10 protein-coding genes are annotated in these 12,472 nt (G+C 60.6%); 9 read left to right on the top strand and 1 reads right to left on the bottom strand.

Annotated features, from left to right (window positions below):
* The first annotated feature begins 97 nt into the window (after window positions 1-97).
* The gene (locus AC30D9_RS13905) at window positions 98-838 is read left to right on the top strand and encodes an SDR family oxidoreductase (protein WP_490144230.1); all 741 of its coding nucleotides are present in this window, start codon (window positions 98-100) and stop codon (window positions 836-838) included.
* 153 nt (window positions 839-991) lie between these two features.
* Here the strand turns inward: AC30D9_RS13905 and betT are convergent, their stop codons facing one another.
* Window positions 992-2,953: a choline transporter BetT gene (betT, locus tag AC30D9_RS13900; RefSeq protein WP_307573774.1), complete on the bottom strand. Its 1,962-nt coding sequence runs from the start codon at window positions 2,951-2,953 to the stop codon at window positions 992-994.
* Between the two features lie 495 nt (window positions 2,954-3,448).
* On the opposite strand from betT, the gene AC30D9_RS13895 reads away from it, so the two are divergent.
* From AC30D9_RS13895 to AC30D9_RS13860, 8 genes are all read left to right on the top strand, one after another.
* On the top strand, window positions 3,449-4,447 hold the full coding sequence (locus AC30D9_RS13895) for a D-cysteine desulfhydrase (RefSeq protein ID WP_134922403.1): 999 nt from the start codon (window positions 3,449-3,451) through the stop codon (window positions 4,445-4,447).
* Between the two features lie 293 nt (window positions 4,448-4,740).
* Window positions 4,741-5,535 (top strand): cystine ABC transporter substrate-binding protein, encoded by a 795-nt coding sequence (gene tcyJ / locus AC30D9_RS13890; protein ID WP_134922402.1) that lies wholly within the window; start codon window positions 4,741-4,743, stop codon window positions 5,533-5,535.
* Entirely contained in the window at window positions 5,535-6,200 is a 666-nt protein-coding gene (gene tcyL, locus AC30D9_RS13885) for a cystine ABC transporter permease (RefSeq protein ID WP_109751907.1), read from the top strand. The genes tcyJ and tcyL overlap by 1 nt, the downstream gene beginning before the upstream one ends.
* A gap of 3 nt (window positions 6,201-6,203) precedes the next feature.
* Complete coding sequence (gene tcyN, locus AC30D9_RS13880) at window positions 6,204-6,965, top strand: L-cystine ABC transporter ATP-binding protein TcyN (protein WP_307573365.1); 762 nt, start codon at window positions 6,204-6,206, stop codon at window positions 6,963-6,965.
* Between the two features lie 502 nt (window positions 6,966-7,467).
* The gene (locus AC30D9_RS13875) at window positions 7,468-8,235 is read left to right on the top strand and encodes a hypothetical protein (protein WP_134922399.1); all 768 of its coding nucleotides are present in this window, start codon (window positions 7,468-7,470) and stop codon (window positions 8,233-8,235) included.
* A 256-nt stretch (window positions 8,236-8,491) separates the two neighbouring features.
* The gene (locus AC30D9_RS13870) at window positions 8,492-9,733 is read left to right on the top strand and encodes an SfnB family sulfur acquisition oxidoreductase (protein ID WP_490144229.1); all 1,242 of its coding nucleotides are present in this window, start codon (window positions 8,492-8,494) and stop codon (window positions 9,731-9,733) included.
* 23 nt (window positions 9,734-9,756) lie between these two features.
* Window positions 9,757-10,950, top strand: coding sequence for an SfnB family sulfur acquisition oxidoreductase (locus AC30D9_RS13865; protein WP_116833932.1), 1,194 nt, complete (start codon window positions 9,757-9,759; stop codon window positions 10,948-10,950).
* Complete coding sequence (locus AC30D9_RS13860) at window positions 10,950-12,308, top strand: LLM class flavin-dependent oxidoreductase (protein WP_490144228.1); 1,359 nt, start codon at window positions 10,950-10,952, stop codon at window positions 12,306-12,308. The genes AC30D9_RS13865 and AC30D9_RS13860 overlap by 1 nt, the downstream gene beginning before the upstream one ends.
* Window positions 12,309-12,472 lie beyond the last annotated feature (164 nt).

Genomic DNA, 12,472 nt, shown 5'->3' with positions numbered 1-12,472 from the left:
ACAGTCAAGGCAACTCTCGTGCATTTATCGCCAAGAGTAAACATGTGAATCTGGCTTCAACGAATCACAACCCCCTCACTCTCAAAGGAACCCTCACATGACTGTTCAAAATTCGAAAGTTGCCATCGTGACCGGCGCCTCCCGAGGCATCGGCGCCGAAATCGCCAAGCAACTGGCCAGCGAAGGTTTTGCCGTCGTCATCAATTACGCCAACAGCGCCAACGAAGCATCCAAGTTGGTGGTGCAATTGCGCCAGGCCGGCCACCAAGCCATAGCGGTCAAGGCAGACGTGTCCTCTGCCGCCGATGTCCGGCGGATGTTCGATGAAACCGAAGCGAAGCTGGGCAAGGTCGATGTGCTGATCAACAACGCCGGCATCCTTCAGGTAATGCCCCTGGCGCAGCACAGCGACGAGCTGTTCGAGCAGACGTTCGCCATCAACACCCGTGGCACCTTCAATACCCTGCGCGAAGCTGCGACCCGCCTGAACGACGGCGGCCGGATCGTGAATTTTTCCAGCAGCACCGTTGGCCTGAACCTGCCCGGCTACTCGGTGTACATCGCCAGCAAGGCTGCGGTGGAGTCCCTGACCCAGGTGTTCGCCAAGGAACTGCGCGGCCGCCAGATCACGGTCAACGCCGTGGCCCCCGGCCCGGTCGCCACCGAACTGTTCATGCATGGCAAGAGCGAAGAACAGGTGCAGCATTACGCCAAGATGCCGCCCCTGGAGCGCCTCGGCCAGCCGGAAGACATCGCCAGCGTCATTTCTTTTCTGGTGAGCCCGGCCGCCGGTTGGGTGAACGGGCAGATCTTGCGGGCCAACGGCGGCCTGGTCTGAGGCCTTATTCGCCGTCGCCAGCCACACCGCCATCGCGAGCAGGCTCGCTCCCACAAGGCAATTACTTAACCCTGTGGGAGCGAGCCTGCTCGCGATGGGATCAGTGCGGCGCCGATGAAGATCTGCTCCGCTACCTTTAGCCTTGGGCTTCGATCAGCGCACCAGATGCAGGAACTGCAGGTGGCGCTCGTACTGGTCGAGAATGTCGTTGATCACCTGCTCCTTGGTATAGCCCACCAGGTCGTAATCCTGGCTGCCTTCGCTCAGGTGCACTTCGGCACGGTAGTAACGTCGATTGTTGAGCTCCTTCGAGCCCATGCCCCCGCGGGCGAAGGACGGCGTGAAATAACCGCGCATCTGCACCTGGTAAATGAATGGATGCTGCTCGCCGTGGCCGATTTCCAGGCTGACGCTGTCGTTGGCCGGGTCTGGCTGGGTCACCACCGTCAGGCCCTTCTCGACGAACACTGCCGTCACTTCTTCAATGGCCGGACGTACCGTGGTGTCGAGGAAACGGTACACCTCGTCGCGGGACGGAAAATGCACCGCCTGGCTCAAGCGTTGGCGCCAGCCCCCCGTGCCCCGGCGGGCCCCCGAGACCGGGGCCAGGGAATGCAATTGCGCGATCTGCTTCTGGGATTCCAGGTAGAACGCCTTGTGCAGGCCCCACATCATCAGCAGCAGAATCAGCGAGAACGGCAAGGACGTCAGCACCACCGCCGACTTCAAGGCATCGATGCTGCCGGAGAACAGCAATGCGCTGGTCACCAGGGCGGTCATCGCGCCCCAGAACACCCGCAGCCATTTCGGCCCGTCTTCATCGGGATTGCCACCCTTGGCCGACAGCGTCGAAAGCACCACAGTGCCGGAGTCGGCGGACGTGACGAAGAACACGAAGCTGATGAACACCGTGACCGCGATGACGGTCTTGCTCCACGGGTAGGTTTCCAGCAGCAGGTAAAGGCTCATCGATGGATTTTCCAAGGCCGACATGCCCAGGGCGCTCATGCCGTGGTTCAGCACCTGGTCGATGGCGCTGTTGCCGAAAATCGACATCCACGCCAGGGTGAAGCCCAAGGGAATCAGCAGCACGCCAAACACAAATTCGCGGATGGTTCGGCCACGGGAAATCCGCGCGATGAACAGCCCCACGAACGGCGACCAGGCGATCCACCAGGCCCAGTAGAACACCGTCCAACCGCCAAGCCAGTCACTGGGTTTGTCATAGGCGTACAGGTCGAAGCTCTTCATCGGCAAGGCGCCGAGGTAATCGCCGATGTTCTGGATCAAGGTGTTGAGCAAATGCTGGGTGGGACCGGCGAACAGCACGAACAGCAACAAAGCGCAGGCCAGCAGCATGTTGATGTCGGACATGACCCGCACGCCTTTGTCGACACCGGCCACCGCGACGATGATCGCCGCGCCCATCATCAGCACGATCAGGCCGACTTGAATCCATTGGGTGTGGGCGACACCGAACAGGTAATCGAGGCCCGAGTTAAGGTGCAACACCCCGAAGCCCATGTCCGCGCCAAGGCCGAACACCGTGGCGATGATGCCGAAACCGTCCACCGCATAGCCGATGGGGCCATTGATGCGCTTGCCGATCAGCGGGTACAACGCCGAACGCAGGGCCAGCGGCAAATTGTGCCGATAGGCGAAATACGCCAGGGCCATGCCGACGAAAGCGAACACGCCCCAACCGTGCAGGCCCCAGTGCAGAAACAGAATCTGCATGGCCTGGCGCGCCGCGTCAGCGGTACCGGCCTCGCCCTGGGGCGGCTGCACCAAGTGGGTCAGCGGCTCGGAGACGCAGAAGAAAAACAGCGTGATGCTGATGCCGGCGGCGAACAGCATGCCAGCCCAGGACAGGTAACTGAATTCGGGTTCGTCGTGGTCGGCACCGAGCTTGATCTTGCCATAGCCGGACAAGGCGGTGACCACCACGAAGACCAGATACAGCGTCATCGCCAGCATGTAATACCAGCCGACCGTATTGGCCGCCCAGTTCTGCGCCGCCAGCAGCCAGGCACCGGCCTGCTCCGGCACGGCAATCACCACCAGGCCAAACAGCAGGATGAAAGTCGCCGCGAAATAAAACACCGGCGGGTTCATGCGGACCAGGCCGCTGGGTGGGAGGGACGAGGCACTCATGGGCGGTGCACTCCGGAAAGCGAAAGGATGGCGGTCGAAAACGGACTCGGCAAAGGCAAGCCTCCTGTTGTGAGCGGGCAGCAAACCGACGGTTTAACTTGAATGAACGTTCAAGTTAAACATGAATAGGTAGCTAAGGACTAATCGCAGGGCTCGACGGCACGTTTCCTACGCGAGCCTACGGAAGGGTATGACGTTGCCTGGAGAGCATTCGTTCACAGATGCCCTTGCAAATACAGACCCTGTGGGAGCGAGCCTGCTCGCGATAGCGGCATATCAGTAAATAAATTTGCCAACTGAACCACCGCTATCGCGAGCAGGCTCGCTCCCACAGGTTTTTTGGTGTTCATCCATTTGCGTCCCCTCCCCCGTTTACGCCCCGATAAACGATTGCCGGTTGCCCATGAATATCAGCGTGCCTATAGTCCAGACATCGCCTACAACCAGTACGGACTCATGATCAAAGAACAGTTGTCTCGCTTTAACCGTCTCGACCTGCTCGGCCATCCGACACCGCTGGAAAAACTCGAACGCCTCTCCTCCTGGCTCGGCCGGGACATCTATATCAAGCGCGACGACCTGACGCCCCTGGCCTTGGGCGGCAACAAACTGCGCAAGCTCGAATACCTGGCCGCCGATGCAATCGCCCAGGGCGCCGACACCCTCATCACCGCCGGCGCGATCCAGTCCAACCATGTACGCCAGACCGCCGCCCTGGCCGCGAAGCTGGGCCTGGGTTGCGTGGCCCTGCTGGAAAACCCCATAGGCACCGAGGACGGCAATTACCTGGGCAACGGCAACCGACTGTTGCTGGAGCTGTTCGACGCCAAGGTCGAGCTGGTGGAAAACCTGGACAACGCCGATGAGCAACTCCAGGCCCTGGCCGGTCGCCTGCGCAGCAACGGGAAAAAACCCTATCTGGTACCGATTGGCGGTTCGAACGCATTGGGTGCGCTGGGTTATGTGCGCGCCGGCCTGGAACTGGCCGAGCAGATCAAGGACACCGGGATAGAGTTCGCCGCCGTCGTGCTGGCCTCGGGCAGTGCCGGCACCCACAGCGGCCTGGCGCTGGCGTTGAGTGAAAGCCTGCCGACGCTTCCGGTCATTGGCGTCACGGTTTCACGTAGCGAGGAGGACCAGTTTCCGAAGGTCCAGGGCCTGGCCGAGCGTACCGCCCAGTTGCTGGACGTGGCCCTTCCCGAGGCTTTCAAGGTGAACCTGTGGGACGAGTATTTCGCGCCCCGCTATGGTGAGCCAAATGCCGGGACCTTGGCGGCGGTCAAGTTGCTGGCCAGCCAGGAAGGCCTGTTGCTGGATCCGGTCTACACCGGCAAGGCCATGGCCGGCCTGCTCGACGGCATTGGCCGAGACCGCTTCGACGACGGCCCGATCATCTTCCTGCACACCGGCGGAGCACCCGCGTTGTTTGCCTACAACGCGGCATTCCAGCTTTAGTGAAGACTTCTGTGGGAGCAAGTTCGCGTCGGCACACTCAGCATCACAGGGGCTGACAAATAGCTTTCGCGAGCAAGCCCGCTCCCACAGCATCGACATTCCATATTGGAATATATGGATGATTTAATATTATTTTCCAATCTATAAAGGCCACCCTATAGTCTCGCCGCAGGCGCATTTGCCGCGAGACGCCCAGGCTGCTTTAAGGCAGGATGTGGCAATCTTTTCGGATCGCGGCTACGCCTTATCTCAACCCAAATAAACCTCTTCATAAGAAAACACAGGGGCTTGTCATGAATTTTTCCGCATTACGTCGCAACCTGTTGGTAGGTTCGCTGGGCCTGGCATTGAGCGCCGGCCTGTTGGGGCAAGCGGTTGCCGGTGAGCAACTGCAAAAAATCAAGGACGCAGGCGTGATCAACGTCGGCCTGGAAGGCACTTACCCACCGTTCAGTTTCGTCGACGCCGACGGCAAGCTGGCCGGTTTCGAGGTGGAGTTTTCCGAAGCCCTGGCCAAGGAACTGGGGGTGAAGGTCAAGCTGCAACCGACCAAATGGGACGGCATCCTCGCGGCGCTGGAATCCAAGCGCCTGGACGCCGTGGTCAACCAGGTGACCATCTCCGAAGAGCGCAAGAAAAAATATGACTTCTCCACGCCATATACCGTTTCCGGGATTCAGGCGCTGACCCTGACCAAGAATAAAGACACCATCAAGACCGCCGCTGACCTGGCAGGCAAGAAAGTCGGCGTAGGCCTGGGCACCAACTACGAACAATGGGTGAAAGCCAACGTTCCCGGCGCTGACGTACGTACCTACGAAGATGACCCGACCAAATTCCAGGACCTGCGCGTTGGCCGTATCGACGCCATCCTGATCGACCGCCTCGCCGCGCTCGAATATGCCAAGAAAGCCAAGGACACTGCCGCCGCCGGCGAAGCGTTCTCCCGCCAGGAAGCCGGTATTGCCCTGCGCAAAGGCGAGCCTGAACTGCTGGACGCGGTGAACAAGGCCATCGAAAAACTTCGCGCCGACGGCACGCTGAAAAAGCTCTCGGAAAAATACTTCAGCGCTGACGTCACTCAATAATGGAAGAGGCTTTTCAACTCGCGCTGGACTCCGCGCCCTTCCTGCTCAAGGGCGCGTACTACACGATCATCCTCAGCCTGGGCGGGATGTTTTTCGGCCTGCTGCTGGGGTTCGGCCTGGCGTTGATGCGCTTGTCGCGTTTCAAACTGGTGAGCTGGATCGCCCGCATCTACGTGTCGTTCTTTCGCGGCACGCCGCTGCTGGTGCAGTTGTTCGTGATCTATTACGGGTTACCGCAACTGGGCGTCGAACTGGATCCGCTGCCGGCGGCCCTGATCGGCTTCTCGCTGAACATGGCCGCCTATGCCTGTGAAATCCTGCGGGCCGCCATCAGTTCCATCGAGCGCGGCCAGTGGGAAGCGGCGGCGAGTATCGGCATGACCCGCGCCCAGACCCTGCGCCGGGCCATCCTGCCGCAAGCCGCACGCACGGCCCTGCCGCCGCTGGGCAACAGCTTCATTTCCCTGGTCAAGGACACCGCGTTGGCGGCGACCATCCAGGTTCCGGAGCTGTTCCGCCAGGCGCAGTTGATCACCGCGCGAACCTTCGAAATCTTCACCATGTACCTTGCCGCCGCGCTGATCTATTGGATTCTGGCCAGCGTGCTCTCGCACCTGCAGAACGTCCTGGAAGCCCGGGTCAATCGGCACGACCAGGAGTCCTGACCCATGATTGTCGTGGAAAAACTGACAAAGCAGTTCAAGGGTCAGGTGGTGCTCAACGGCATCGACCTGAAAGTCGAAGAGGGTGAAGTGGTGGCGATCATTGGCCCCAGCGGTTCGGGCAAGACCACTTTCCTGCGCTGCCTGAACTTCCTCGAAGAACCCAGCAGTGGCCGGATCAAGGTCGGCGACATCGAGATCGATGGCAGCCGTCCGTTGAACCAGCAGCAGAATCTGGTGCGTCGCTTGCGCCAGCAAGTGGGTTTTGTGTTCCAGAACTTCAATCTGTTTCCCCATCGCACCGCGCTGGAGAACGTGATCGAGGGTCCGCTGGTGGTGAAAAAGACCCCGCGCGCAGAAGCCGAAGCACTGGGCCGCAAACTGTTGGCCAAGGTCGGCCTGTCTGGCAAGGAAGACGCTTACCCTCGGCGCCTTTCCGGCGGCCAGCAACAGCGCGTGGCGATTGCCCGGGCGTTGGCGATGGAACCGGAGGTGATCCTGTTCGATGAGCCAACCTCAGCCCTCGATCCGGAACTGGTGGGCGAAGTCCTGGCAACCATTCGCGGCCTGGCCGAAGAAAAACGCACCATGGTCATCGTGACCCACGAAATGGGCTTCGCCCGGGATGTCGCCAACCGCGTGGTGTTTTTCGATAAAGGCGTGATCGTCGAACAAGGCGAAGCCAAGGCCTTGTTTGCCGCGCCCAAGGAAGAACGCACTCGACAGTTCCTCAGCAAGTTCCTCTCGTCCAGCCACCACTCGCAGTAAGTTATAAAACGACATCACTTCCAGGGATGGACGTGATGTAACTGCCACGTAGCCAGCACACCACCTGAATTTTATTCCCGACGAAACAACCGGCAACTTTCTCACCCATCTAACGCACTGATTGTTCATGTGTGCCGTAACCCTCGTCACACTTCCTTTCACCCAAGCCTATGCCTCCGTCTCATCCGTATGGCTTGCTCCAAGCTGCCATTAAAAACGGCCAGGCCGAGGAAAAGGGTGTTTGATGCCAGGCATTATTAACGTCAACTCGTAGGAAACTTCTGAAGCCTCGCACAATTAATTATTAAGCAAGTGCCTCTATTGACACTGAAACTTCTGAACCCTTATCTAGGGAACCACAGGCGATGCACATTATTTATTTCTGCGCAGTGACTAACTGCAGTCAGCCTCCACGACTGCGCAAAATAAAATATGTCACGATTATCCATTGCCTTTGATCTTCCCAAAACGGACTTCGTTTTCAAGTATCAAGGAGAACACCATGACATGTATGTCGAATCTTGCTGAACTGTCCGCGCCGACCCTGGCCAATGCCCACCCCAGCGGCATCAACATCGCCAGCGCCGCTCACCTGGAAGTCGCCATAGCCCCCTACCCCGGCATGGACGTCGGTGACCTGATCGAGCTGTTCTGGGACAACTGCTACGTCGGCTCTCGCCAAGTGTCCCAGGCAGACCTGCAAGGCAGTATCACACTGCGGGTACCGGAGAGCTTCATCGTCAACGGCACCTCGCACATCCACTATCGCGTGATGCAGGTCGGACGCGGGCCGGCACTGTCCGCCAGGCAACAAGTGCAGGCGAAGCTCGATTGCCCCGGCGGCCAGCCATCAGCCCTGAGCGGCGATGAAAACCAGGGACTGGCCCCGGTGCACATTCCTGGCGCCATCCGCCGCCAAGGGGTAAACCCCAACCAGATCAAGCGCGGCGTGCCGCTGACGATCGAACCCTACCTGAACATGGCCGCCGGCGATGCGGTCACCCTGCGCTGGGGCGATGTGCGCATGGACCTGCCCCCAGTCAACCCGCACGAGGTTGGCCAGCCAATCCATATCTGGGTGCCGCCGCAGATTATCCTCGAGGCCGGCGAAGACCTGCGGCTGGAGGTGACCTATTGCATCCTCGACCGTGTAGGCAACAACTCCCTATGGGCGCCACCGCGAACGTTGAAGATCGGTTGCGCCAATCCTTATCTGAAAAACCCGGCGAAAGAGACCCTCATGGCTGCCGAGCCGCTCCGCCGAAGGTGAACCCCTGTGAGGGAGGGGATTTATCCCCTCATCACAACATCACTTGGCAAAAGCCCTCTATTGATATTCCTAAAAGTTAGTTCAAAAATAATTTATACACGCTTAGGGTATATAGACCGGACCACCGGACATTCTTGATTTTCGCTCGCCGCATTCATCGCGGCGTTTCTAAAGATGTGAGGTGGGTAATGGTACGGAACACAATCACCCCAGTGCAGTACGCCCCGGCACTGCCCGCAGCCACGGAGTGGCTGTAATGTCGGATTTGGCCCAAGCAAAGGTCCAGAGCGACCAGGACATCGCGCCGCTGTTGTTGCCTGCACAAGTACTGCGCAACGATGCCGAGGCCATCAAGGCCGCTCATGAGTTGGCCCAGGTCGCCCGCCAGCAAGCCGCGCGGCGTGACCAGCAACGCAAGCTGCCCTGGGCAGAAATCGAGCAATTCACCCGCAGCGGACTGGGTAGCATCGCCGTTCCCCGGGCGTACGGCGGTCCCCAGGTCTCGTTCGTCACCCTGGCCGATGTATTCGCAATCATCTCCGCTGCCGATCCGGCCCTCGGACAGATTCCACAGAACCAGTTCGGCGTGCTCCAGCTGATTCTCGGCACAGGCACCGAACGGCAGAAAAAAATTCTTCTGCAGAGCGTCCTCGAAGGCTGGCGCATCGGCAACGCCGGGCCGGAACGAGGTGTTCGCAATACCCTTGAGCTGAAGGCACGGATCACTGCCGACGGTGACGGCTTCGTCATCAATGGCCAGAAGTTCTATTCCACCGGTGCACTGTTTGCCCATTGGGTGGCGGTCAAGGCGCTGAATGACGAGGGGCGCCAAGTATTGGCGTTCGTGCGGCGCGGCACTCCGGGCCTGCGGATCGTCGACGATTGGTCGGGGTTCGGCCAGCGCACCACCGCCAGCGGCACCGTGCTGCTGAACAATGTGCGGGTAGATGCCGAGTTGGTCCTGGACAACTGGCGCATCAACGAAACGCCTGGCGTGCAAGGCGCGATTTCCCAACTGATCCAGGCCGCCATCGATGCAGGCATCGCCCGTGGCGCCATCGACGATGCCATCGCCTTCGTGCGTGAACGCGCCCGGCCATGGATCGACGCCAAGGTCGACCGCGCCAGTGACGACCTTTACGTGATCGCCGACATCGGCAAGCTGAAAATCGAATTGCACGCCGCCGAAGCGCTACTGCGCAAGGCCGGACAAGTGCTGGACCAGGTCAGCGCCGCGCCCATCACCGCGCAATCGGCTGCTCGCGCCTCGATTGCAGTGGCCGAGGCCAAGGTGCTCACCACCGAGATCGCCCTGCAAGCCAGCGAAAAACTGTTCGAGCTGGCCGGCAGTCGCGCCACCCTCGCCGAATTCAACCTCGACCGCCACTGGCGCAACGCCCGGGTGCACACCCTGCACGACCCGGTGCGCTGGAAGTATCACGCCGTAGGCGCCTACCACCTGAACGGCACTCTGCCGGCCCGGCATTCCTGGATCTGACGACCCGACCTCTGGAGCAGTACATGACGTTTTCTCAACACGTCGCGGTGATCACCAGCGATGAACAAGCCCTGATCGTGGCCAGCGACCTGGCCGATGACTTCAAGCGCGACAGCGCCCTGCGCGACCGCGAGCGTCGCTTGCCGCACCCGGAACTGGAGGCGTTCTCCCGCTCCGGCCTGTGGGGCATCAGTGTGCCCAAGGCCTACGGCGGCGCCGGTGTGTCCAACGTCACCCTGGCCAAAGTGATTGCCTTGATCTCTCAGGCTGACGGCTCTCTCGGGCAGATTCCACAAAATCATTTCTACGCCCTGGAAGTGCTACGGGTAAACGGCAGCGAAGCGCAAAAACAACGCCTGTATGCCGAAGTACTGGCCGGCCAACGCTTTGGCAATGCGTTGGCGGAGCTCGGTACCAAGACCGCCCACGACCGCATCACTCAACTGCGCCGCGACGGCGAGGGTTATCGCATCAACGGCCGCAAGTTCTACGCCACGGGGGCAATCTACGCCCAGCGCATCCCCACCTCGGTGGTGGATGAAAACGGCGTGCAACAACTGGCGTTTGTCCCTCGCGACAGCAAAGGCCTGACGGTAATCGACGACTGGACGGGGTTCGGCCAGCGCACCACGGGCAGCGGCTCGGTGGTGTTCGAAGACGTCCACGTCGCCGCCGAAGACATCGTGCCGTTCCAGAGCGCCTTCGAGCGCCCGACACCGGTGGGCCCCCTGGCGCAGATTCTTCACGCTGCCATCGACACCGGCATCGCCCGCGCCGCCTATGAAGACGCCCTGTACTTTGTCCGCAACAAAACCCGCCCATGGATCGACGCTACCAGCGACATCGCCACCGAAGACCCGCACACGCTCAAGAGCTTCGGTCAACTGAGCATCCGCCTGCACGCCGCCGAAGCCCTGCTGGAGCGAGCCGGTGAGTTTCTCGACCGGGCCCAGGCCGACACCCAGGCCGACACAGTCGCCGCCGCCTCGATTGCCGTGGCCGAAGCCCGGGCCATCAGCACCGAGATTTCCCTCGCCGCTGGCAGCACGCTGTTCGAACTGGCCGGCAGCCAGGCGACCCTGGCCGAACATGGCCTGGATCGCCACTGGCGCAACGCCCGGGTGCACACCCTGCATGACCCGGTGCGCTGGAAATACCACGCGGTGGGCAATTTTTATCTCAACGATGAAAAACCGCCGCTGCGGGGGACCATTTGATGGCCCACGGCAAGAAAAAAATCCTGCTCAACGCGTTCAACATGAACTGCATCGGGCACATCAATCACGGCCTGTGGACCCATCCCCAGGACACCTCGACCCAGTTCAACACGATCGAATACTGGACCGCTCTGGCGCAGTTGCTCGAGCGCGGGTTGTTCGACGGGCTGTTCATCGCCGATATCGTCGGGGTCTACGACGTGTACCAACAGTCGGTGGACGTCACGCTGAAGGAGTCGATCCAACTGCCGGTCAACGACCCGTTGCTGCTGGTCTCGGCCATGGCCGCCGTGACGAAAAACCTCGGTTTCGGCCTCACCGCCAACCTGACTTACGAACCGCCGTACCTGTTCGCCCGCCGCATGAGCACCCTCGACCACCTGAGTCGCGGCCGGGTCGGCTGGAACATTGTCACCGGTTACCTGGACAGCGCCGCCAAAGCCATGGGCCTGACCGCCCAGGTCGAGCATGACCGCCGCTACGACCAGGCCGACGAATACCTGCAAGTGCTCTACAAATTGTGGGAAGGCAGTTGGGAAAGCGACGCCGTACTCAACGACCGCGAGCAGCGGATCTATGCCCAGCCGGAGAAAGTGCACAAGGTCCGGCACCAGGGCGAGTTCTATCAGGTCGAGGGTTATCACTTGTGCGAGCCGTCGCCCCAGCGCACGCCGGTACTGTTCCAGGCCGGCAGTTCCGAGCGCGGCCTGCTGTTCGCCGGGCGACATGCCGAGTGCGTGTTCATCAGCGGCCAGAACAAACCGGCGACCAAGGTCCAGGTGGACAAGGTCCGCGCCAGCGCCGTCGAAGCCGGGCGCAACCCCGAGGACATCAAGGTGTTCATGGGTCTTAACGTGATTGTCGGCCAGACCGAAGCAGCCGCCTGGGCCAAGCATGCCGAGTACCTGGGCTACGCCAGCGCCGAGGCCGGCGTGGCACATTTTTCCGCGTCGACGGGCATCGACTTTTCCCAGTACGAACTGGACGAACCGATCCAGTACGTCAAGAGCAACGCCATCCAATCCGCCACCAAGACCCTGCAGAACAACGATTGGACCCGGCGCAAATTATTGGAGCAACACGCCCTCGGTGGTCGCTACATCACCGTGGTGGGTTCGCCCGAGCAGGTGGCCGACGAACTGGAGTCATGGATCGCCGAAACCGGCCTCGATGGTTTCAACCTGACCCGCATTGTCACGCCGCAAAGCTATGTGGACTTCATCGACCTGGTGATTCCCGAGCTGCAGCGACGCGGTTCGTACAAGACCGAATACGACAACGGCACCTTGCGTGAAAAGCTGTTTCACGCCCAGGCCCATCTACCCGAACAACACACCGGTTCGACCTACCGGCACTAACCCTGTGTAGAGCCCTTGTGGCGAGGGGATTTATCCCCGTTGGGGCGCGAAGCGGCCCCGAGATCCGACGGTGTGTCAGGTAGATGGATTTGACTGCTTTGGGGCTGCTACGCAGCCCAGCGGGGATAAATCCCCTCGCCACAAAAATATGCACCGCCCCCCTA

It is taken from the genome of Pseudomonas sp. DF11 (assembly GCF_058148565.1).
Note: the sequence above shows the minus strand (reverse complement) of the source record. Positions and strands in the feature narration are given on the sequence as shown.

Coding starts and splice junctions, on each gene's coding strand:
- AC30D9_RS13875 (WP_134922399.1), top strand. CDS start 7,468: ATGACATGTATGTCGAATCTTGCTGAACTGTCCGCGCCGACCCTGGCC.
- AC30D9_RS13860 (WP_490144228.1), top strand. CDS start 10,950: ATGGCCCACGGCAAGAAAAAAATCCTGCTCAACGCGTTCAACATGAAC.
- betT (WP_307573774.1), bottom strand. CDS start 2,953: ATGAACCCGCCGGTGTTTTATTTCGCGGCGACTTTCATCCTGCTGTTT.
- tcyL (WP_109751907.1), top strand. CDS start 5,535: ATGGAAGAGGCTTTTCAACTCGCGCTGGACTCCGCGCCCTTCCTGCTC.
- tcyN (WP_307573365.1), top strand. CDS start 6,204: ATGATTGTCGTGGAAAAACTGACAAAGCAGTTCAAGGGTCAGGTGGTG.
- AC30D9_RS13905 (WP_490144230.1), top strand. CDS start 98: ATGACTGTTCAAAATTCGAAAGTTGCCATCGTGACCGGCGCCTCCCGA.
- AC30D9_RS13865 (WP_116833932.1), top strand. CDS start 9,757: ATGACGTTTTCTCAACACGTCGCGGTGATCACCAGCGATGAACAAGCC.
- tcyJ (WP_134922402.1), top strand. CDS start 4,741: ATGAATTTTTCCGCATTACGTCGCAACCTGTTGGTAGGTTCGCTGGGC.
- AC30D9_RS13895 (WP_134922403.1), top strand. CDS start 3,449: ATGATCAAAGAACAGTTGTCTCGCTTTAACCGTCTCGACCTGCTCGGC.
- AC30D9_RS13870 (WP_490144229.1), top strand. CDS start 8,492: ATGTCGGATTTGGCCCAAGCAAAGGTCCAGAGCGACCAGGACATCGCG.